General features: G+C 65.1%; 22 protein-coding genes and 1 pseudogene. 15 read left to right on the top strand and 8 right to left on the bottom strand.

Annotation, left to right across the window (positions count from 1 at the left end):
• Positions 1-225 precede the first annotated feature (225 nt).
• From hsdR to AC5Y6X_RS13510, 3 genes are read left to right on the top strand one after another with little or no spacing between them, the layout of a single operon-like run.
• Complete coding sequence (gene hsdR / locus AC5Y6X_RS13520) at positions 226-2,661, top strand: EcoAI/FtnUII family type I restriction enzme subunit R (protein ID WP_499986907.1); 2,436 nt, start codon at positions 226-228, stop codon at positions 2,659-2,661.
• A complete protein-coding gene (locus AC5Y6X_RS13515; RefSeq protein ID WP_499986906.1) occupies positions 2,658-4,124 on the top strand; it encodes an N-6 DNA methylase in 1,467 nt (488 codons plus the stop codon). Before hsdR ends, AC5Y6X_RS13515 begins: the two co-directional genes overlap by 4 nt.
• Entirely contained in the window at positions 4,121-5,800 is a 1,680-nt protein-coding gene (locus AC5Y6X_RS13510; RefSeq protein ID WP_499986905.1) for a restriction endonuclease subunit S, read from the top strand. The genes AC5Y6X_RS13515 and AC5Y6X_RS13510 overlap by 4 nt, the downstream gene beginning before the upstream one ends.
• 102 nt (positions 5,801-5,902) lie before the next feature.
• On the opposite strand, the gene AC5Y6X_RS13505 is transcribed toward AC5Y6X_RS13510, so the two are convergent.
• Positions 5,903-6,370 carry a VOC family protein gene (locus tag AC5Y6X_RS13505; RefSeq protein ID WP_499986904.1) on the bottom strand — a complete coding sequence of 156 codons (468 nt, stop codon included), beginning with the start codon at positions 6,368-6,370 and terminating at the stop codon, positions 5,903-5,905.
• An 86-nt stretch (positions 6,371-6,456) separates the two neighbouring features.
• Here AC5Y6X_RS13505 and AC5Y6X_RS13500 point away from each other — a divergent pair, with 86 nt between their 5' ends.
• The 7 genes from AC5Y6X_RS13500 to AC5Y6X_RS13470 all read left to right on the top strand — a co-directional run bounded on the left by AC5Y6X_RS13500 (position 6,457) and on the right by AC5Y6X_RS13470 (position 9,897).
• Positions 6,457-7,725, top strand: coding sequence for a cytochrome P450 (locus tag AC5Y6X_RS13500; RefSeq protein WP_499986903.1), 1,269 nt, complete (start codon positions 6,457-6,459; stop codon positions 7,723-7,725).
• A 68-nt stretch (positions 7,726-7,793) separates the two neighbouring features.
• Positions 7,794-8,030 (top strand): type II toxin-antitoxin system antitoxin MazE7, encoded by a 237-nt coding sequence (locus AC5Y6X_RS13495; RefSeq protein WP_499986902.1) that lies wholly within the window; start codon positions 7,794-7,796, stop codon positions 8,028-8,030.
• Positions 8,023-8,370, top strand: a complete 348-nt coding sequence (locus AC5Y6X_RS13490; protein ID WP_499986901.1) for a type II toxin-antitoxin system PemK/MazF family toxin — start codon at positions 8,023-8,025, stop codon at positions 8,368-8,370. The genes AC5Y6X_RS13495 and AC5Y6X_RS13490 overlap by 8 nt, the downstream gene beginning before the upstream one ends.
• 168 nt (positions 8,371-8,538) lie before the next feature.
• A complete protein-coding gene (locus AC5Y6X_RS13485; protein ID WP_499986900.1) occupies positions 8,539-8,808 on the top strand; it encodes a hypothetical protein in 270 nt (89 codons plus the stop codon).
• Positions 8,805-9,197: a type II toxin-antitoxin system VapC family toxin gene (locus AC5Y6X_RS13480; RefSeq protein WP_499986899.1), complete on the top strand. Its 393-nt coding sequence runs from the start codon at positions 8,805-8,807 to the stop codon at positions 9,195-9,197. Before AC5Y6X_RS13485 ends, AC5Y6X_RS13480 begins: the two co-directional genes overlap by 4 nt.
• Positions 9,198-9,283: 86 nt before the next feature.
• On the top strand, positions 9,284-9,511 hold the full coding sequence (locus AC5Y6X_RS13475; RefSeq protein WP_499986898.1) for a FitA-like ribbon-helix-helix domain-containing protein: 228 nt from the start codon (positions 9,284-9,286) through the stop codon (positions 9,509-9,511).
• Positions 9,508-9,897, top strand: a complete 390-nt coding sequence (locus tag AC5Y6X_RS13470; RefSeq protein ID WP_499986897.1) for a type II toxin-antitoxin system VapC family toxin — start codon at positions 9,508-9,510, stop codon at positions 9,895-9,897. Before AC5Y6X_RS13475 ends, AC5Y6X_RS13470 begins: the two co-directional genes overlap by 4 nt.
• A 101-nt stretch (positions 9,898-9,998) precedes the next feature.
• Here AC5Y6X_RS13470 and AC5Y6X_RS13465 read toward each other — a convergent pair whose 3' ends face one another.
• The 3 genes from AC5Y6X_RS13465 to AC5Y6X_RS13455 form a co-directional block, all read right to left on the bottom strand.
• A complete protein-coding gene (locus AC5Y6X_RS13465) occupies positions 9,999-11,450 on the bottom strand; it encodes a serine/threonine-protein kinase (RefSeq protein WP_499986896.1) in 1,452 nt (483 codons plus the stop codon).
• A gap of 75 nt (positions 11,451-11,525) precedes the next feature.
• Positions 11,526-11,942, bottom strand: coding sequence for a type II toxin-antitoxin system VapC family toxin (locus AC5Y6X_RS13460; RefSeq protein ID WP_499986895.1), 417 nt, complete (start codon positions 11,940-11,942; stop codon positions 11,526-11,528).
• Complete coding sequence (locus AC5Y6X_RS13455) at positions 11,939-12,208, bottom strand: type II toxin-antitoxin system Phd/YefM family antitoxin (RefSeq protein WP_499986894.1); 270 nt, start codon at positions 12,206-12,208, stop codon at positions 11,939-11,941. Before AC5Y6X_RS13455 ends, AC5Y6X_RS13460 begins: the two co-directional genes overlap by 4 nt.
• A gap of 117 nt (positions 12,209-12,325) precedes the next feature.
• Here AC5Y6X_RS13455 and AC5Y6X_RS13450 point away from each other — a divergent pair, with 117 nt between their 5' ends.
• Together AC5Y6X_RS13450 and AC5Y6X_RS13445 are read left to right on the top strand one after the other, a co-directional pair.
• A complete protein-coding gene (locus AC5Y6X_RS13450) occupies positions 12,326-13,180 on the top strand; it encodes a phytanoyl-CoA dioxygenase family protein (RefSeq protein ID WP_499986893.1) in 855 nt (284 codons plus the stop codon).
• Complete coding sequence (locus AC5Y6X_RS13445) at positions 13,177-14,556, top strand: FAD-binding oxidoreductase (RefSeq protein ID WP_499986892.1); 1,380 nt, start codon at positions 13,177-13,179, stop codon at positions 14,554-14,556. The genes AC5Y6X_RS13450 and AC5Y6X_RS13445 overlap by 4 nt, the downstream gene beginning before the upstream one ends.
• A 9-nt stretch (positions 14,557-14,565) precedes the next feature.
• Here AC5Y6X_RS13445 and AC5Y6X_RS13440 read toward each other — a convergent pair whose 3' ends face one another.
• Together AC5Y6X_RS13440 and AC5Y6X_RS13435 are read right to left on the bottom strand one after the other, a co-directional pair.
• Entirely contained in the window at positions 14,566-14,796 is a 231-nt protein-coding gene (locus AC5Y6X_RS13440) for a FitA-like ribbon-helix-helix domain-containing protein (RefSeq protein ID WP_499986891.1), read from the bottom strand.
• 213 nt (positions 14,797-15,009) lie between these two features.
• A complete protein-coding gene (locus AC5Y6X_RS13435) occupies positions 15,010-15,654 on the bottom strand; it encodes a TIGR03085 family metal-binding protein (protein WP_499986890.1) in 645 nt (214 codons plus the stop codon).
• A 37-nt stretch (positions 15,655-15,691) separates the two neighbouring features.
• On the opposite strand from AC5Y6X_RS13435, the gene AC5Y6X_RS13430 reads away from it, so the two are divergent.
• The gene (locus AC5Y6X_RS13430; RefSeq protein ID WP_499986889.1) at positions 15,692-16,966 is read left to right on the top strand and encodes an alpha/beta hydrolase fold domain-containing protein; all 1,275 of its coding nucleotides are present in this window, start codon (positions 15,692-15,694) and stop codon (positions 16,964-16,966) included.
• Here AC5Y6X_RS13430 and AC5Y6X_RS13425 read toward each other — a convergent pair.
• Positions 16,958-17,050: pseudogene (locus AC5Y6X_RS13425) on the bottom strand (TIGR03085 family metal-binding protein); the annotation flags it as partial. The gene AC5Y6X_RS13430 and the pseudogene AC5Y6X_RS13425 overlap by 9 nt on opposite strands.
• Before the next feature lie 206 nt (positions 17,051-17,256).
• Between AC5Y6X_RS13425 and AC5Y6X_RS13420 the strand changes: the two are divergent.
• Both AC5Y6X_RS13420 and AC5Y6X_RS13415 read left to right on the top strand, forming a co-directional pair.
• The gene (locus tag AC5Y6X_RS13420) at positions 17,257-18,108 is read left to right on the top strand and encodes a PPE family protein, SVP subgroup (protein WP_499986888.1); all 852 of its coding nucleotides are present in this window, start codon (positions 17,257-17,259) and stop codon (positions 18,106-18,108) included.
• A gap of 28 nt (positions 18,109-18,136) precedes the next feature.
• Positions 18,137-19,279, top strand: coding sequence for a PPE family protein (locus AC5Y6X_RS13415; RefSeq protein WP_499986887.1), 1,143 nt, complete (start codon positions 18,137-18,139; stop codon positions 19,277-19,279).
• Between the two features lie 13 nt (positions 19,280-19,292).
• On the opposite strand, the gene AC5Y6X_RS13410 is transcribed toward AC5Y6X_RS13415, so the two are convergent.
• The gene (locus AC5Y6X_RS13410; RefSeq protein ID WP_499986886.1) at positions 19,293-20,108 is read right to left on the bottom strand and encodes a lysophospholipid acyltransferase family protein; all 816 of its coding nucleotides are present in this window, start codon (positions 20,106-20,108) and stop codon (positions 19,293-19,295) included.
• Positions 20,109-20,140 lie beyond the last annotated feature (32 nt).

Here is a 20,140-nt window from a genome sequence, read left to right as displayed (position 1 = left end):
GCGCATCGGTAGGAGAGTGGGATCGCGAGTGCGCGCAGCAAGAAATCTTCGGTTTCGTTCGGGGGATATAGCCAGCTGGTGGGGAGTGTGGCCAGAATGGCTGGTCGCGCGGGACACCAACCCCCTAACCCGACGTGTGAGTACGCTGCGTGCCGCGCCCCGGCCGCAACTTTCAACCGCCAGCGTTACGCAATGCTCTGTGAGCACTGACTGCGAGTAAGTATCGTGGGGTTCTCGACGACGGGAGACGGGGTGGTTCATAAGAAGGCGCTGAGCGAATCCGATATCTGTGATCGCTACATCACTCCCGCACTCATCAGGGCAGGGTGGGCGTCAAACCGTTGGCGGCGCGAGTTCGGATTCACCGACGGCAAGATCATCGTGAGGGGAAAACTCGTTGCACGAGGCAAGCGAAAGCGCCTTGACTACTTCCTCTTCCATACGCCGGACCTACCGATCGCGCTCATTGAGGCTAAGGACAATAACCACGCGGTCGGCGCCGGAATGCAGCAGGCGCTCGCGTACGCAGAGAAGCTGGACGTTCCGTTCGTGTTTAGCTCGAATGGTGATGGGTTTCTCTTTCACGACCGGACCAACACGTTCAATGAAATTGAGCGAGCGCTAAGTCTGGATGAATTCCCGTCCCCAGATGAGCTTTGGGTGCATTACCGGAAGTGGCGCGATCTTGATGTCTCTGCCGACGAGCTGGTGACGAGCCCGAACTACGCCGAGGTCGGCGGAAAGGAGGCTCGCTATTACCAGCAACTAGCCATCAACCGGACAATCGAGGGTGTTGCCCGAGGCCAGAAGCGGCTACTGCTCGTGATGGCCACCGGCACGGGTAAGACATACACCGCTTTCAACATCATCTGGCGCCTCTGGAAGACCAAGAACGTTAAGCGTGTGCTGTTCCTGGCGGACCGAAACGTCCTGGTCGATCAGGCAATTCAGAATGACTTTCGCCCGTTCGGCGGCGTGATGAAGAAGCTCAACAGGGGTCTGGTCGACGAGAAGAACAGAGTCGATACTAGCTACGAAATCTATCTCGGCCTATATCAGGCGATCATGGGAACTGAGGACAAAGAACCCGTTTACGACAAGTTCCCGCGCGATTTTTTCGACATGGTAGTGGTCGATGAATGTCACCGCGGTTCGGCAGCGGACGACGCGGCGTGGCGAGAGGTACTGGACTATTTCGACTCGGCAATTCAGCTTGGGATGACCGCCACGCCGAAGGAGACGAAGTATGTCTCGAACATTCACTACTTCGGCGAGCCCGTATACACATACTCACTTAAAGAGGGAATTGAGGATGGGTTTCTCGCTCCCTATAAAGTCGTGCGCATAGATCTGGACAACGATCTCTTGGGTTGGCGGCCCGAAGCAGGCCAGCTTGATGACACCGGGGAACTAATCGAAGACCGTATCTACAACTTGATGGACTTCGATCGCGACATCGTGTTTCCGGAGCGGGATAAGGTTGTTGCACAACGGATTAGCTCATTCCTGCACGGCACCAACCCCATGGACAAGACCATCTTATTCTGCCAAAGCATCGACCACGCTGAGCGTATGCGACAGGCCTTAGTGAATGTGCCCGAGAACGCGCCACTGGTGCAGGCCGACCGTCGCTACGTAATGCGTATCACTGGCGACAACGACGAGGGCAAAGCCCAGCTCGACAACTTCATCGACCCAAAACGCCCGTACCCGGTAATCGCCACCACATCAAAGCTGCTGTCTACCGGCGTCGACGCTCAGACTTGCCACGTCATCGTCCTCGACCAGCGGATCCAGTCGCTGACAGAGTTCAAGCAGATCATCGGCCGTGGCACGCGCATACGGACCGACTACGGCAAGTACTTCTTCACCATCATCGACTTCCGAAAGGCCACAGAGCTGTTCGCCGATCCGGAGTGGGATGGCCCGCCGATCCAGATATATGTGCCCGAAGGCGACGAGGATGTCACGCCGCCGGCGCCTACGCCCACCGACGAGCCGATCAATGAGGAGGTTGAGGAGATCCTCGATGATCCCGACCACGTATTTGATGAGGCCGAGGCAGACGTCGAAGACGCTCACATATACGTCGTGAGTGGCGTGAGGTTCACGGTGGTCGCCGAGCGTGTGCAGTATTACGACCGCGACGGCAAACTCATCACCGAATCACTTAGGGACTACACGCGCCGCACCGTGCACGAAGAGTTCGCGACCCTGGACGATTTCCTCCAGCGATGGAAGTCGGCGGATCGAAAACAGGCCATCGTCGACGAGTTATTGGACCGGGGTGTGCTTCTGGGCGCACTGGAGGACGCTGTCGGCGCTGATCTCGACCCATTCGACCTAATCTGTCACGTCGCGTTCGACCAGCCCGCCCTCACCCGCCGAGAGCGAGCTGACAACGTCCGAAAGCGCAATGTGTTCAATGAGTACGGCGACCAGGCACGCGAGGTCCTCACGGCGCTGCTTGATAAGTACGAAGATCAAGGGCTCGACTCGCTTGGTGAAATCGAGATATTGAAGCTCGACCCGTTCCCCCAACTCGGCACGCCCGTTGAGCTCATTCGAAGATTCGGGGGGAAAGAACAGTACCTTCATGCGGTGCGGCAGATCGACGCCGCACTTTACGAACCCGCCGATGACCCGGAGAATGCCGCGTGACTCTCTCGACGACCGTCAAGTCCATCCAAGACATCATGCGCAAGGACGCCGGGGTTGACGGCGACGCACAGCGCATCGGCCAGCTCGGCTGGATGCTCTTCTTCAAAATATTCAGCGACCTCGAGATCGAGACTGAGCTCGAGGACGACGGTTATGTCTCACCCGTACCACCACATCTACGATGGGACGCTTGGGCCAACGAAGACTTAGTGGGCACCGATGCCCCCACCGGTGATGACCTACTCGACCTAGTTGACAACGACCTTTTCCCGACCTTCAAGGACCTCAGCCTTTCCGAATTCAGCGGCAAGGCACGCCAACGCGCAGAACTGCTGCGTAGTGTCTTCGAGGACGCCTACAACTACATGAAGTCCGGCACGTTGATGCGCCAAGTGATCAACCGGATCGGCCGCGATATCGACTTCAACCAGTCGAAAACACGCCACCTGTTCGGCGACATCTACGAGCAGATCCTTCGCGATCTGCAAAGCGCGGGAAACGCAGGTGAGTTTTACACGCCGCGGGCGGCGACCCAGTTCGCGGTCGACATGGTGGCTCCACGACTCGGTGAGACAGTACTCGACCCGGCGTGCGGTACAGGCGGCTTCCTCACTGCCGCATTCGAGCGCGTGCGTTCGGAGGCCAACACGCCCACGAAGCTCTCTCAGCTGAAGGACAGCATCCAGGGCGTCGAGAAAAAAGCCCTTCCCCACCTACTGTGCGTTACCAACCTCATGCTTCACGGCGTCGAGGCTCCCAAGATCCGTCACGGCAACACCCTCGCCCGCCCTCTGCGGGATTACGGCCCAAAGGACCAGGTGGACATAATCGTCACCAATCCGCCCTTCGGGGGAATGGAGGAGGACGGAATTGAGAACAACTTCCCAACCGAATTCCGCACCCGAGAGACAGCCGATCTATTCCTCGTGCTAGTCGTGGAGCTGCTTAAGGACGGTGGCCGGGCAGCCATCGTCCTCCCGGATGGCACCCTGTTCGGTGAGGGAATCAAGACCCGCATCAAGCGCAAGCTGCTAGAGGAGTGCAATCTCCACACGGTAGTCCGGCTCCCCAAGAGCGTCTTCGCCCCATACACATCCATCAAGACAAACATCCTGTTTTTCACGAAGGGGCAACCAACGACTGAGATCTGGTACTACGAGCACCAGTACCCGGTTGGCTATAAGAACTACTCGAAGACGAAGCCGATTCGGATCGAGGAGTTCGAAGCCGAAAAGGCTTGGTGGAATAACCGCGTCGAGTCTGCGGTGTCGTGGAAGGTCTCGATCGATGACATTAAGGGAGACTGGAACCTCGACATCGCCAACCCAAACAAGGTTGACCCCGAGCATCGAAACCCCGACGAGCTGCTCAAAGAGTACGAGGCCCTGCTGACTGAGATCGAAACCACCCGGTCGAGCCTCCGAGACTCGCTGGTCGCCGCGATCGAAGATGGGCTCATGTGAACCGCGAGACCTTCCTCAACTCCTTCGGCCACATCGCCGATGCACCTGGCGGTATCGACACCCTCCGACGACTGATCCTCAGCCTCGCGGTGCGTGGGAAGCTCGCCCCACAAGACCCCGCCGATGAGCCCGCGTCGGAATTGTTGAAGCGGATCGCCGCCGAGCGCGACCACCTCGCGAAGGCTGGCGCAATTCGCAAGCCGAAAACCCTGCCACCAGTTCTTGAGCCTGACGTTCCGTACACAGCGCCTCCTGCCTGGCAGTGGACGAGGATCGGCACCATATTCAGCATGCAGGCTGGATCAGGCATTCCAGTCGGGACGATCCGCGATTCCGGAAATTACCCGTGTTACGGAGGAAACGGAATCCGTGGATATGTCGAGTTCTTCAATCGCGATGGAAACTATCCGATAATCGGCAGGCAAGGTGCGCTCTGCGGCAACATCAATATTGCCCAGGGAAAGTTCTACGCCACTGAACACGCAGTTGTCGTCGGTTGTTTCGCAGGTACATCGGTTTCGTGGGCAGCCCAAACCCTAGAAGCGCTGAATCTGAACCAATACGCGACGGCTACAGCGCAGCCTGGGCTGTCGGTTGAGCGCATCTCCGGGGTGCTAGTCCCGGTTCCCCCCGTCGAGGAGCAGCACCGCATTGTCGAGCGAGTCAACGAACTCATTGGGTTGTGCGATGAGTTGGAGGCGCAGCAAGCAGCACAGGCAGAGGCGCGCACCACGTTGACGTCTGCTGCTCTGCATCGACTGTCTCATGCCGACCTCGTGCCCGCACTTCGCGAGGCGCTTGCCGCCTTTGCCGACAACATCGGCATTCACCTTGCGCCGGGTGAGGGCGACCTCGCGGCCGTAAAGGAGCTGCGCCAGACGCTACTCGACCTGGCAATTCGAGGGCGGCTGACGCATCAGGACCCGCACGACACGCCCGCGGCTGAGTTGCTTGAGCAGATCTCCGCTGAGCGCGAGCGAATGGTCGAGGCCAAAGAGATTCGGAAGCCAAAAACGCAGGCTGGTGTTGCGGTTGGCGAGCAGGATTTCCGGTCGCCAGCTGGTTGGGTGTGGGCGCCGCTGGGCCAACTCGTGCTCTTCAGTGATTCGGGATGGAGTCCCGCCTGCCTTCCCGCAAGGCGTACCGACGACTCGCAGTGGGGCGTCCTCAAGGTCAGCGCTGTTTCCTGGGGTGACTTCAGGGCCGCCGAGCACAAACTGCTGACACCGGGTTTGGCTCCTCGTCCGCAGATAGAAGTCCAGGACGGTGACTTTCTCATGTCGCGAGCAAACACGTCTGAGCTCGTCGGGCGAAGCGTGGTGGTGACGGACCCGCCTCCTCGGTTGATGCTCTCGGACAAGCATGTTCGCCTCCGTTTTCTTGATCGAATTACCGCAGCGTATGTCAACCTGGTGAACGGAAGCTCGCGTGCCCGCGCGTACTACGCATCTGTTGGAACGGGTACGAGTGACTCGATGAGAAACATCAGTCGCGAGCAAATCCTTGCATTGCCGATCCCAGTTCCGCCGATCGCTGAACAGAAGCGGATTGTGAGCGTGGTCAACGTGTTGCGTTCACACTGCGACGAACTGGAGCAGCAACTCCTAGACGCGCAGTCCCTCCGCCGAGGCTTGAGTGACTCGGTTGCCGCTCACGTGGTCGCGGTTGGTGGCTAACGGGGTCGTCGTCAAACGGCGCACCGAGAAGCGCCGGCTGCGAATCGATGTGATTTCCTCACTCGGGCGTCTTCGGCCACCGACCGGACCCCGTGGACCAGTTCACGGAGTCCGGTCAGGTGGCCTTGGAGGCAACGCCGCAAGCCACCCATCCGAAAGCAACTCCAACAGCTGCCCATCCGGATCCCGGACCATCGCCATCCCCTCGCCCACCGACCCGTCAACCACCGCTCCCCCGAAGTCCGCCACCCGGGCCAACACGCCGGAAAGATCGGACACCGAAAACGAGATGTGCGTCAGCCCGACCTGGTCCATCACCCGCTCGGCCCCGGCGTGAACTCGGCGCTTCGAGTAATCGATCAGTTCGAGCACCAAGCCGTCCCGTACCAGATAAGTCGCGTGGGTTCCGAGCGGCTCGGGCAAACCCACCAGCTGGGCGGTGCGGTCGTCGGGCGGTTCGATCTCCCACCAGAACTGGAAGCCGAGCAGACCCTCGTAGAAGCGGCGCGACCTCTCGCGGTCGGCCACGCATAGCCCGACGTGGTTGAAAGTCGTTCGGCGCCTACCCATGACGGCCTTTCTCGACAGAGCCCGCGGCGTAATAATGCAAAGATAATATAGAAAGCCGAGCTGCCCCGCGGTGGAGGACTTCTCAGATGACAACCCGCCCCGAGGTCGACCCAAAAACAGTCGTCGACTTCGACCACCACTCCGACGAGTTCAACCTCAACCAGCAGCAGATCAACGCCGACCTCAGGCAAAAATGCCCTGTCGCCTGGAACCACAACTACGACGGGTTCTGGTATCTCAGCAGCTACAACGCGGTCAGCCGTACGGCGCGCGACGACGCCACCTTCTCCCACCGATACGACCCCAACGCCGAGGACGGCGTCGACTACCAGGGCGAGATGGGTGTCCCGCGGCCGGACGGTCAGCCGGCCCTGGGCATCGGCGAGGTCGACGGTGACTACCACCTGGCCCTGCGGCACGCGCTGGCGCCGTTCTTCTCCCCCGGCGCCGTGGAAAAGCTAAAGCCGTTCATGGAGCAATCGGCGCACCGGTTCCTCGACCAAAAGATCACCGACGGGCAGATGGATCTCGTGCTCGACTACGCCAGCCCGGTCCCGGCCATCCTCACCATGAAGCTGATGGGCCTGCCCTACGACAACTGGCACCTCTACGCCAACCTCTTCCACTCCGTCATGGCCGTCCCCCAAGACAGCCCGGAGTACCTAGAAGCCATCGCCAAAGTCCCCGCCATGATGCAGGGCGTGCTCGATTACGCGGCGGCGCGAAGAGCCAACCCAACAGACGACCTCACCAGCTTCCTCATCCAGTTCGAGTTCGACGGCCGGCGCCTCACCGACGAACACCTGCTCAACATCATCTGGAACCTCGTCGGCGGCGGCGTCGACACCACCACCTCCCAGACCGCGCTCACGCTCAAACACCTGGGCACCCACCCGGCCTTGAGGCGACAACTCATCGACCACCCGGAGCTCTACCGCACCGCCACCGACGAATTCCTGCGCTACTTCTCGGTCAACAAGTCACTGAGCCGCACCGTGACAAGAGACGTCGAGCTCAACGGCCAGCGCCTCCGCAAGAACGACCGCGTCATCATCAGCTGGCTCTCCGCCAACCACGACGAGCAGGAATTTGACCGGCCCGACGAAGTCATCCTGGATCGAATGCCCAACCGCCACCTGGCCTTTGGGCTCGGGCCGCACCGCTGCATCGGTTCGCACCTGGCCCGCCTGATGTCCGAGGTGATGGTAAGGGCGGTCCTCGACCGCATGCCCGACTACCGGGTCGACCTCGACAACGTCGACGAATACACCAGCAACCCCAGCATGACCGGGCTGGGCAAGCTGCCGGTCACCTTCACGCCGGGAACAAGCCGCGGCACGTCGCGCCCGTGGTAATCGCCAGTCGCGCCTGAAACCGTCGTTCAAAGCGTAGCTTAAATCTGTCTACCGAGTAGACTACGGTTGTGTCTACTTCCACGACTACAATCAGGGTTCCCGTCGCGACCCGCGACCGTTTAGCCGCACAGGCGCGCGAACGAGGTATCTCCCTCGCCGCGCTGCTCGCGGAGCTCGCCACCCGCACCGAGCGCGAGGCGATGTTCCGCGCCGAACGCGATGCGACTCGTGCCGACGCCACCACGGAAGCCGCGCGCGACGAGGACCGCGACTGGGACGACACCACCGGCGACGGCCTTGCCTGAGCCGCGCCGCGGTGAACTCTGGTTGGTCGCTCTCGGCGCCGCGCGCACCGGCGAGCCCGGCAAACACCGCCCCGCCGTCGTGGTCTCTGCCGATGAGCTACTCACCGGCGTCGAGGATGAACTCGTTGTCGTGGTGCCGGTATCGAGCTCGCGCGCCAGCTCGCCCTTGCGGCCGGACGTCTCGCCCGGCGAAGGCGTGGACATTGCAAGCGTCGCCGTCTGCCGCGGAATCCGCGCCGTCGCCCGGACTCGCTTACTCGAACGATTGGGCACCGTCGCACCTGACACGCTGCACAAGATCGAGCGCGCCCTTGCCGTGGTACTGGGGATCGACGCCTGATGCTTTACGTGGGCCCCTGACCTATTCTGATGTGCTCACTAACGCGCAAATGTGTTGGAGCGACCGCAGGCTCGCTTGCAATCGGGCCAACGCACAATCGGCGTCTACGGGGTCGTCCCGCAGAACTAGTCGGTGTTACACCAGGACAATTGGTGTTACACTTTGGAGATGCCGACCCACCACCGGCGCCACGCCATCACGGAAACCGACGACATCAGCAACGCGCTGGAGATCGCCCGCCGCAGGTGGCCCGAGCTCGCCCACAAGCCGGGCGCTCTGTTGCGTCAACTCATCCTCGTGGGCCGGAACGCCCTCGCGCACGATCACGCTGCAGCCGCTCGCAAACGCCAGCAAGCAGTCGAAAGGACCAGTGGCGCATTGGCCGGTGTCTTCGGACCTGACTATCTCAAGGAGCTCCGCGAGGACTGGCCCGAGTGATCATCCTGGACGCTAGCGTCTTGATTGGGCATTTCGAGTCTGCCGACGCTCACCACACCGACGCGACCACTCTGCTCACCGAGCACGCGTCAGAATCGTTCGCCGCCAGCGTTATCACCCTCGCCGAGGTGTACGTCGGCGCCGCCCGGGCCGGGCAAGCCGACCGGCTTCACCGGCTGCTGGCACAGTTGCAGATCGAGAGCCTAGACCTTCCGGCCGGCGCGGCTCGCCGCCTCGGTGAGCTGCGCGCTACGACCATGCTGAAGATGCCGGACTGCTGCGTGCTCTACAGCGCGGAGCAGCATAATGCCGTAATCGCCACGTTCGACGACAAGCTTGCCGCTCGGGCAGCCGACCTCGGGTTGCCTGTCGCGACACGGCAACGGTAGCCAGGTTTCTGCTCGACTCGTGGTGGAATCCGGCGACCGAGGCCCAGTTGTATGCATGCGACAAACATGCGAGCTATGCTAGGCGCATGTCTTCAATGGTCCAGATCCGAAATGTGCCGGATGAACTTGTCCGCGAACTGAAGATCCGGGCAGCGGCGCACCGGATGAGCCTCAGCGATTTCCTGCTTGCCCGCCTGAGTGAAATCGCTGAAGAACCCACCCTTGATGACCTCCTCGATCGCCTCGCGGCGTTGCCGCGGCGAGATCTCGGCGTCAGCGCGGCTGAACTGGTAGAAGAAGCTCGGTCCGAGTGATCGTGTTGGATGCCTCAGCGGCTGTAGAACTCGTTCTCGCGACGCGGCCGGGCGCGACGGTGGCTGAACGCCTGCAGGGCGAGACGGTGCATGCGCCCGCCCATTTCGACGTCGAGGTCGTCGGGGCGATACGGCGAGCGGTTGTGCGCCGGCTGATCAGCGATCACGAAGGACTCGTCGCTGTCGCCGACTTTCGAAGCATTCCGGTTCGGCGTTGGCCTATAAAGCCATTGGTCGCACGTGCCTACCAACTGCGGAGCACTCATACCGTTGCCGACGGCGTGTACCTCGCCCTCGCCGAGGGGCTCGCGGCGAGGCTTATCACCTGCGACGGGAGACTGGCTCAATCCCACGCTCATAATGCCGACATCGAGCTCGTCGCTTGATCGGGATCAGGCTGGCATGTCAAACACAAGCAGACTCAACGACTCTGGCGTGAGCAGGGCGTCCGGATAGTCTTGTGCCACCCTTATTGCGCCCCTGGTGATCACGACGCCGTCGCGTACTGCAGCACCGGCTCCGACGAGTCGACGTGGCCGTTGCTGATGATCCTGAGCCGGTTCGGGCGCACCTCGTACAGCGTGCCGTCGACGGGATTGGTGACGTCGAACCCGTCGCCAACGCGCTCGGCGTTGGACAGCTCGATGTTGGCGCCATCGCGGATCCGCTCGCCCCGGTAGTAGTAACTGCCGCTGAGGTTTTGACACACCACCGCGAGCGACTTGGCGGTCCGCACCACGGCCGCCGGCGGATTGCCCGGGTCGCAGCGCGCCGTCTCGCCGACGAACCCCAACCCGTCGGCGCCCTTCACGGGAGCAGACAACGACGGCGTCTTCGGGGCTGGCGTCGTCGAAGGCGCCGGAGGCGCGGCCGTCGCCGTGCGCGGCGGCGGGGGCGAGCCGTTGCGGTGGTTGCCGCCAAAGACCGATGCCACCGCCAACACCAGCCCGACGATCAGCGCCACCACCGCCGCCGCGGTCAGCACCAGCGGCGCGCGGCCGATCGCCAACAGGCGGGCCGGGCGCTCGGGCGGCGCATCCGGGGCCGGATACGGGCTGCAGCCAGTGTCGTCCGGGTTCGGATAGACCGTCGTAAACGGCCGCGTGCGCGGCGGCAGTCCTCCGCCGGCCCCCACCGCAACCGGCTCGTAGGCCGAGGACACCGCCTCGCTGGCCGCGCGGGCGAGCTCCCCCGCGGAGGCGAACCGCGCCGAACGCTGCTTGGCCATGCCTTGGGCGACGACGTCGTCGAGGGCCCGGCCGACACCACGGCGCATGATGCTGGGCCGCGGCGCCGGGGACAACAGGTGCGCGCGCTTGAGCTCCTGCGGGTCCGCGCCCTCGAACGGCGGCTGGCCGGTGAGGCACTCGTAGAGCACGCACGCCAGCGAATACACGTCGGTCTGCTGCCCCACCCATCCGCTGGTGAACCGTTCGGGCGCCATGTAGGTGCGAGACATCCTGTCCTCGCCGCCGGCGTGCGCGACGCCGAAGTCGACGACGTAGGCGAAGTGGTCGGGCGTGAGCAGGACGTTTTCGGGTTTGACGTCGAGGTGCAACAGCCCACCGGCGTGCGCGGCGTCCAGCGCGCGCGCCACCTGCGCCGTGATCGACGCCGCCCGCGAGGCCTCCAGCGCGCCGCGCTCGCGCAGCAGGTCACGCAGACTGCCGCCGTCGACCAGATGCATGTCGAGGAACAGCACCCCGTCGATCTCGCCGAAGTCGTGCACCGGGATGACGTGGGGCTCCTGGATTCGCGCCACCGCCCGGCACTGTTGGTAAAACCGTTGCTGGAAGCCCGGATCCGCGGACATCTCGCCACGCAGCAGCTTGAGCGCGACCGTCCGATCCTTGACCGTGTCGTAGGCCCGATACACCTCGCCCGTCGCGCCGGCGCCGATCAGCGATCGCAGCTCGTATGGCCCGAAACGGGACGACATTGGAAATCCTTTCAGCCAGACGTGCTCGCGACACCCAGTGTGCCCGAATCGGGCGCTCGCATGCCGCGTCGCGGGCTAGCGCTGCCCGGAGCCGGCGTTGCCTCGCGGGGAGACGGTCGGCAGCCCCTGCGATTCGGCCGCCGCGAGCAGTCGGCGGTCGTATGCGCAAAAGGCTGTAAGGGCCTTTCGATGGGCATGTGCCGTGGCGAGGTGTATGGCGTCAAGGGTGCGCAGTTCGGCAGGCGGGACCGTTGCCGCCGCTGCGGCGATGGCGTCCGTCAAGACAAGGGTGTCGATCGTCGCGGCGACATTTCGCGCGAGCGCTACAGCGTTAGGTCCTACCCGTGCAGCCGCCCGTATCAGCTCAATGCGACCGATGGCATTGGCGGCGAGGTTTTCGTCAGCGTGCGCGTTGAGCCAATCAATCAGAGCCGCCGACTCTTCTTCAGCCGCCACGAGTTTCACCGCGGCCGACGTATCGAGGTAAATCATCGGTCGGAGCGTTGCTCGTCCAAGATGGCGGTGAGCGACGGACCTTCGATGAGATCGACCGTCCGAAATGGGGCCCGATGTGCGGCAGCGGGAATTAACTGGCCCTCAGCGATGAGTTGGTCACGGGCTCGTTCGGCAGGCGTGATCGGCACCAATCGTGCTACCGGCCGGCCCCGGTCGGTGATTTGGATGATCGATCCGGCCTTCGCCTTTGCGATCCATACGCTTGCGTTCTGGCGCAGTTCACGAATCCCGATTTTCTCCACGCCAACTATGGTAGCACTTAATGTGCTACATGGTGCATCTGTGCTGGCCACCAGGACGCGCCGCCGTCCCGCGCCGAATCACTTGACCCGCGGCCGACATCGGTTCAAGGTCGGCCTATGGCCCTCGATGACGAGCCCGTCACCACGCTGGACGACCTCCGGGGTGATTTGGCAGGCCGGCACAAATGGACACCGAGCGGCGGTGCGTCCGTCGACCCCGCGATCGTCGACGCCGACATGGCCGCCCTCGACCGCGACGGCTACGTCATCTGGGAGAACCTGCTGAGCGCGGACGAGTGCCGGCAGATCCGCGACACCGTCGAACCCTGGCTCGGGCCCACCGGGCGCAACGCCTTCGAAGGACGCCGCACCCAGCGCATCTACAGCGTGCTGAGCAGGTCCCGCGTGTGCGACAGGCTCGTCGATCATCCGCGGGTGCTGGCGGTGCTCGATCGGCTGCTGATGCCCAATTACCTGCTTTCGGCGTTGCAGGCCATCAACATTCAGCCCGGCGAGTCCGCGCAGCTGCCCCACCACGACGACGGCTTCTACCCGATTCCGCGGCCGCGGGCGCCCCTGGCCGCCGCGACGATCTGGGCGATCGACGACTTCACCGCCGACAACGGCGCCACGGTGCTCTTTCCCGGCAGTCACCGCTGGGGCCGGCGTCCGCCCGGGCCGGACGATCCCGCGCTGCCCGTGGTCATGCCCGCCGGCTCGTGCGTGTTTTTCGTGGGAACCCTCTGGCACGGCGGCGGCGCCAACACGAGCGCCCATGCGCGGCTGGCCGTCACGGCCCAATACTGCCAACCGTGGCTGCGGCCGATGGAGGCGTTCACGCTGTCGATACCGCGCGACGTCGCTCGAACCGTCTCCGAAGACATTCGACGCATGATCGGCTACAGCATCCACCCGCCGTTCGTCGGCGCCGTCGACGGCCTGCACCCGCTGCGGTTGTTGGACGAGCCTTGAGCGACGCGACGGCGCGGTTCGCGGAGATCGTCGGCGACCACAACCTGCTGACCGGCGACGCGATCCCCGACGACTATTTTCACGACGAGGTGCTGACGACGGCGCCGCGGCGGCCGGCGTATGTCGCGCGGCCGGCCACCGCCGATGAGGTCGCCCGGCTGCTGAAAGTAGCGACGGAGCAAGGGATTCCAGTGACAGCCCGCGGGTCCGGGACCGGGCTCTCGGGCGCCGCGATACCGCGCGACGACGGGCTCGTCATCTCCTTCGAGCGGATGAACGCGGTGCTCGAGGTCGACACGACCAACCAGGTCGCCGTCGTCCAGCCGGGGGTGACGCTGACCGAACTCGACGCCGCCACCGCCGACACCGGGCTGAGCTACATGGTGCATCCCGGCGAGCTGTCCTCCAGCGTCGGCGGCAACGTCGGCACCAACGCCGGGGGCATGCGCGCGGTCAAGTACGGGATCGCACGGCACAACGTGCTCGGGTTGCAGGCCGCGCTGCCGACCGGCGAGCTGGTCCGCACCGGTGGCAAGATCGCCAAGGTGTCCACCGGATACGACCTGACCCAGCTCATCGTCGGCTCCGAGGGCACCCTGGCCCTGGCCACCGAGGTGATCGTCAAGCTTCATCCACGGCTTGCCCACAGCGCCACCGTGCTCGCGCCGTTCGCCGACTTCGACCAAGTCATGGCCGCGGTGCCGCGCATCCTGGCCAGCGGGCTGGGGCCCTACATCCTCGAGTACATCGACAACATGACGATGGCCGCGCTCGTCCACACGCAGAACCTCGAGCTGGGCATCCCCGATCAGATCCGCGACAGCTGCCAAGCGTATCTCGTTGTGGCGCTTGAGAGCCGCAGTGTGGATCGGCTGGACGAGGACGTGGAGCGGGCCGGCTCGCTGGTCGCCGATCTGGGCGCCGTCGATGCCTATGTGCTGGAAGGGGTTTCGGCGCGCAAGCTGATCGAGGCGCGCGAGAAGGCGTTCTGGACGGCCAAGGCGATCGGCGCCGACGACATCATCGACACCGTCGTCCCGCGCTCGGCGATGCCGAAATTCCTTTCCGCCGCGCGCGATCTGGCGGCGGCGGCCGGCGGGGCCGCGGCGGGTTGCGGGCATGCCGGCGACGGCAACGTGCATCTGGCGATCATCTGCAAGGACCCGTCGAAAAAGAAGAAGCTGATGACCGACATCTTCGCGCTGGCAATGGAATTGGGCGGCGCGATCTCCGGCGAACACGGCCTCGGCCGCGCCAAGACCCCGTACTTCCTCGAGCTCGAAGACCCCGTCAAGGTCGACCTCATGCGCCGCATCAAGCAGAGCTTTGACCCGGCGGGCATCCTCAATCCCGACGTCCTCTTCGGCGACGGCTAGCGGCTGGCATCAACGACGATCACGTTCTGCCCGAACCTGATCGACAGCGGCATTGAAAGATACGCGGCCACCACGGCGGGCGGCGACGCGGTCGAGAACCTCATCCAGATTGGGTTGAGCCGCATCGGCGATCAGACGGCTTCGAAGGTATTCCTGTAGGGACTGGTGCGCGCGCGCCGCTCGCTCCCGCAGAACTCGGTGGGTGTCTTCGGGGACGTCTTCGATTCGCACACTGGGCATGGCGCCATTATGGCGCCATGACGTTGGCTCCTGCCAGACTTTGAATCCCTTACGCAACAGGAAGTTAGGGATATGACGATATGCCCGCCTCAGCGCGACAACTGACGACGCCTCGACGCTTCATCGCAAGTTGTCGCTGTGAGGTGGACACAGTGTGTGCCGCCTCTTCCAGGGACCAGTGTGGCTGATGTGACGCAAAACGCCGCCGCCGACTCACATCCCGAAGTGCGCGCCACGGACGCCAGCGATGGCCTCCGGCGGTCCGCTCACATCAACCCGCGCCGCGGCCTGGCGCCCAAACAGATACAGCAAGAGTTCGCCCGGCGCCCCGCTGAGCCGCGCGGTCGGCGAGCCCGCCCGGACCGTCGTCCGCTCGTCGGTCCCGGCCCACGACAGCTCCAGACCGCAACCGCGCAGCCGCCGGCTCAGATAGCGGCCGCCGCGGCGAACGTTTCGCCACAAGGCGGCATCCAGAGCAGGCCCCAGAACACGCGGCCCCCCGCCGTTCGCCCTGCGGACGTCCTCGTGGTGAACGAAGAACTCGTTGAGATTCGCCATCGCGCGGACCCACCCGAGGCGGAAGAACCCGGGCGGGGGCCCGGACCGAATCCGCGCCACCAGCCACGCGAAGTCCCGGCGCCGGGCCAGCGCGGCCCGACGCCGCTCGGCGAACCGTCCGAAGCGCCCAGGTAGAACGAGGCACGGCCCGGCAATCAGGTCGTGCTCCCGCAACACCAGGTGCGCGGCGAGATCGTGAGCGGTCCAGCCGTCGATCAGGGTGGGAGCCGACGGGCCCACCGAGTCGAAAAGATCGCAGAGCTCAACCCGCTCTTGTGCATCCAGCGGAACCGATGCCACGAAGCCGCAGTCTACGGCGACCTCGTAAGGTGACCGCATGCAGAGAGCTCAGATCGGCCACATCGTCCGGCAACTCGGATCGCTGGTGGTCACGGCGGTGACGGCGGCGTCGACCCTCAACGCATATCGCCCCCTGGCGCGCAAGGGGTACATGTCGCTGTACTCGTGGCTGTTCGGTTTTATCGTGACGGAGTTGCCGCTGCAGACGCTGGTCAGCCAGCTCGGCGGACTGGCGTTGACACAGCGCCGCCTGACCGGGCCGGTGCGGGCGATCGCGTGGCTGGTCGCCACCGTCTCGGCGGCGGGCTTGCTGAACTTCAGTCGCGCGGGCCACAAGGCCAATGTCCCGCTGTCCAAAGCGCTGGACGAGGGCCTGGGCCCGGGACGCCGCACCGAGTCGACGGGCCTCTGGCGCCGGCCCGACGGCGCCGGCAACGCCAAAGCACCCGGGGTCGTGCGGATGTTCCGGATCTACCGCGACTACGCCCACGACGCCAACATCAGCTACGGCGAATTCGGCAAAGCCAATCTCCTCGACATCTGGCGGCGGCCCGACCTCGACCCGAACGGCAAGGCGCCGGTGCTCTTCCAGATCCCCGGCGGCGCCTGGACGACGGGAAACAAGCGCGGACAAGCACATCCGTTGATGAGCCACCTCGCCGAGCTCGGCTGGATCTGCGTGGCGATCAACTACCGGCACAGCCCGCGCAACACCTGGCCCAGCCATATCGTCGACGTCAAACGCGCCCTCGTGTGGGTCAAAGAGCACATCGCCGAATACGGCGGCGACCCCGACTTCATCGCCATCACCGGCGGTTCGGCCGGCGGTCACCTGTCGTCGCTGGCGGCGCTGACGCCGAACGATCCGCAGTTTCAGCCGGGTTTCGAAAATGCCGACACCCGGGTTCAGGCGGCCGTACCCTTTTACGGCATTTACGATTTCACCCGCCTCGACGACTCGATGCACGCGATGATGCCAGCGCTGCTCATCAAGTCGATCATCAAACAAAAGCCCTCGACGCACCCGCAGACGTTCGCCGATGCATCGCCGATCCACCGCGTGAACCCCGACGCTCCCCCGTTCTTCGTGCTGCACGGCAAGAACGACTCGCTGGCCTTCGTCGAGCAGGCGCGCGACTTCACCGCCAAGCTGCGCGAAGTCAGCAACCAGCCCGTCGTGTATGCCGAATTGCCGTTCACCCAACACGCTTTCGACATCTTCGGCTCGGCCCGCGCGGCCCACGCCGCGGTGGCCGTCGAGCAATTCCTGGCCGAGGTCTACGCGACGCAACGCCAGGCCAACGTGGCATAGCCCCTCATTGAGGTTCGCCATCGCGCGGACCCACCCGAGGGGGAAGGACCCGGGCGGCGGCCCGGACCGAACGCGCGCGACCAGCCGTCCCGCCTGGGTCTACGACCGCCAAAGCCACAGCGACGCAACGATTCCGCAGCAATCGGTCAGCGTCCGGCAAGCATTCCCCCGTCCACCGCCCAGCAAATTAGGCTTCCCTCCGCGGTTTCGCCGAACGCCGGGCGGTCAAACCAGGTTGTGGCGGCCTCCAACCGTCAAGAAGCCACGGCTTTTGCACAAAGGAGACATCGATGTCTTTCGTGACGACACAGCCCGAAGCATTGCTCTACGCGGCGGGCAAGCTGCAAACTCTCGGCTCGGCGCTGGCCGCCGAAAGCGCGGCCAGCGCAGCCCCCACCACGGGCCTGGCTCCCGCCGCCGCCGACGAGGTATCGGCGCTGCAGGCCGCGATCTTCTCGGCGTACGGCAGCCTCTACCAGTCGGTCAGCGCGCAGGCCACGGCGAATCACGAGCAGTTCGTTCACACCCTGGGGACCAGCGCAAATTCGTACGCGGCCACCGAGTCCACCAACTCCGCCGCGACCGCGGCGCAGGGACCGATCTCCGCTCTCGGCCCCGCCGCCAACGTCGCCCCCGTCGCCCCCGCCGCCGCTCCCGCCGCCGCCGACCCGCCGGCCACCCCCCTGGCCGACATCATCGACATCGGGGCGGGCAACTGGTCCTCGGCATCGTCGAATCTGCTCAACATGGCCGCCGGGGGCCTGCTCGTCCAGCCGGGGGCCGGCCTCGTCTCCCAAGGAGGATTGATGCCCGACGCGGCCGTGGGAATTCCGACGGGTGCGGTCGCTCCGGCCGGCCTTGCGGGCTCGGGCGGCGTCCCGATGGTCGCGGGCCTCGGCCAGGCGGCTTCGGTCGGCCAGCTGTCCGTGCCGCCGAGCTGGGCCGCGGGCGCCGCCCCGGCGGCGGCCAGCCCCGGCGCCGTGACGACCGCGGGCTGGACCGCCCCGGCACCGCAAACCGCGTCGCCGGCAACCGTGCCGGCCGCGACGCCCTCGATGGCCACGGCCGGAAAGGCCGCCGGCTACGGCGCACCGCGCTACGGCGTCAAGCCCACCGTGATGGGACGACCGACGGTCGGCTAACGGATTTCTTCAAAGGAGAGGCAGAGAAATGGATTTCGGAGCATTACCCCCAGAGATCAACTCCGCGCGCATGTACGCCGGTGCGGGCGCGGGACCGATGATGGCCGCCGCGACGGCGTGGAGCAACCTGGCCGCCGAATTGAATGCGACGGCCGCCGGCTACGAGTCGGTGATCTCGGAGCTGACCGGCGGGCAGTGGATCGGCCCGGCGTCGGCGTCGATGGCCGCCGCGGTCCAGCCCTACGTCGAGTGGCTGAACGTCACCGCCGCACAGGCCCAGCATGCGGCCGCGCAGGCCACGGCCTCCGCGGCCGCCTTCGAGGCGGCCTTTGCCGCAACCGTGCCGCCGCCGGCGATCGCCGCCAACCGGGCTCAGCTGGCGGCCCTGGTCGCGACCAACTTCCTGGGCGTGAACACGCCGGCGATCATGGCCACCGAGGCCCACTACGGCGAAATGTGGGCCCAGGACGCCGCCGCCATGTACGCCTACGCGGCCTCCTCGGCGGCGGCCGGGAGATTGATCCCGATGACCCCGCCGGCGCCGACCGCCAACCCGGCCGGGGAGGCGGGCCAGGCGGCGGCGGTCGCCCGCGCCGGCGCCGCGACGGCCACGCAGGCGGGGCTGACGCAGACAATCTCCAACCTGCCCAATACCGTTGCCGGGCTTGCCTCCCCGCTCGCGGCCGACCCGCCCAGCATCCTGAGCAACTCGCTGGTGTCAAACACGATCAACGGCGCGGTGAACACCACCGCCTGGTGGGTCATGAACACCATCCCGACTTCGGTATTGCTCAACCACACCCTCACGCCCGCGGCGGCCGCCGCCGGAGCCGGCGGCGGCGCGGTCCCCATCGGCGCCCCGGCGCTAGTCGGCGCGGCCCCGGCCTCAACCGGTTTCGGCGGAGCGCCGGTGCTGGCCGGCGTGGGCCGGGCGTCGACGGTCGGCGGCCTGTCAGTACCGGGCAGTTGGTCCGCGGCCGCCCCGGCGATGAACTCGGGCGCCTCGGCGCTGGAGGGCTCCGGCTGGACCGTCGCACCGGAAGAATCGGCCCCGGTGTCGACGGTGGCGGCCGGGATGCCGGCGATGGCCACCGCCGGAAAAGGCGTCGGCTTCGGCGGGCCCCGCTACGGGTTCAAGCCCACCGTGATGCCGAAATCGGTTGTCGTATAAGGAGCTTCAACCTTCAACCGAATACCGGGAAGCGGCGCTTGGCGGCCAGCTCGTCGAGCCCCTTCTGCATCAGGCCGCGCACCAGCGCGTCGACGTGTTCGACGTCGGGCGTGCGGCCGAATTCGGCGGTGTCGATCGGCTTCAGCACCTCGGTGACGATCTTGGTGGGCAGCGGCACGTTGACCGGCGCCAGGACGCTCAGCCCGAACGGCCAGCCGAAAGTTATTGGCAGGATGTTGGTTCGGAAGTGTTTGCGTTCGAAGTTGGTGAGCCGCAGCAGTCGCGACAGCCAGGTGCCGCGGCTCAGGTACAGCTGGCCCTCCTGCCCGCCGATGGAGACCGCGGGGACGATCGGCACCCCGGCCTCGATGGCCGTTGTGACGTAGCCGGTTCTGCCGCCGAAGTTGATGACGTTCTCCCGCATGCTCGGCCGGTACACGTCGAAATCGCCGCCCGGGAAGACCAATACGACGGCGCCGGAAGCCAACGCCTTCGCCGCGTTCTCGCGCGTCGCGCGAATCACCCCGGTGCGGTTGAGGAATTCGCCGGCCGGTCCGCCGAATATCGTGTCGAACCCGAGCGCATAGAGCGGGCGCTCGTAACCGAACTTGTCGTAATAGCCGACGGCGAACACCGACAGGTCGAACGAGGTGAGGCCGCCGGAATGGTTCGACACCACCAGGGACGGGCCGGGTGGGATGAGGTCCAGGCCCCGGACCTCGGAACGGAAATAGAGCTTGACGATCGGGCGGGTCAGCGCGACGACGTGCTCCGTCAGGGCGCGATCCCATTTGTCGATGTCGGCCGAGCCGGAATGATTGTCGCTCATTCACGGATTTTGAGCCGCCCCCGCAGCGGCCG

Source organism: Mycobacterium sp. NGS26, from assembly GCF_059813025.1.
This window is presented reverse-complemented; position numbering and strand designations above follow the sequence as displayed.

Excerpts from the sequence above, each read along its gene's own strand:
- AC5Y6X_RS13505 (WP_499986904.1), bottom strand. The coding sequence starts at position 6,370 with ATGGGTAGGCGCCGAACGACTTTCAACCACGTCGGGCTATGCGTGGCC.
- AC5Y6X_RS13500 (WP_499986903.1), top strand. The coding sequence starts at position 6,457 with ATGACAACCCGCCCCGAGGTCGACCCAAAAACAGTCGTCGACTTCGAC.
- AC5Y6X_RS13485 (WP_499986900.1), top strand. The coding sequence starts at position 8,539 with ATGCCGACCCACCACCGGCGCCACGCCATCACGGAAACCGACGACATC.
- AC5Y6X_RS13475 (WP_499986898.1), top strand. The coding sequence starts at position 9,284 with ATGTCTTCAATGGTCCAGATCCGAAATGTGCCGGATGAACTTGTCCGC.
- AC5Y6X_RS13465 (WP_499986896.1), bottom strand. The coding sequence starts at position 11,450 with ATGTCGTCCCGTTTCGGGCCATACGAGCTGCGATCGCTGATCGGCGCC.
- AC5Y6X_RS13460 (WP_499986895.1), bottom strand. The coding sequence starts at position 11,942 with ATGATTTACCTCGATACGTCGGCCGCGGTGAAACTCGTGGCGGCTGAA.
- AC5Y6X_RS13450 (WP_499986893.1), top strand. The coding sequence starts at position 12,326 with ATGGCCCTCGATGACGAGCCCGTCACCACGCTGGACGACCTCCGGGGT.
- AC5Y6X_RS13440 (WP_499986891.1), bottom strand. The coding sequence starts at position 14,796 with ATGCCCAGTGTGCGAATCGAAGACGTCCCCGAAGACACCCACCGAGTT.
- AC5Y6X_RS13430 (WP_499986889.1), top strand. The coding sequence starts at position 15,692 with ATGCAGAGAGCTCAGATCGGCCACATCGTCCGGCAACTCGGATCGCTG.
- AC5Y6X_RS13420 (WP_499986888.1), top strand. The coding sequence starts at position 17,257 with ATGTCTTTCGTGACGACACAGCCCGAAGCATTGCTCTACGCGGCGGGC.
- AC5Y6X_RS13415 (WP_499986887.1), top strand. The coding sequence starts at position 18,137 with ATGGATTTCGGAGCATTACCCCCAGAGATCAACTCCGCGCGCATGTAC.
- AC5Y6X_RS13410 (WP_499986886.1), bottom strand. The coding sequence starts at position 20,108 with ATGAGCGACAATCATTCCGGCTCGGCCGACATCGACAAATGGGATCGC.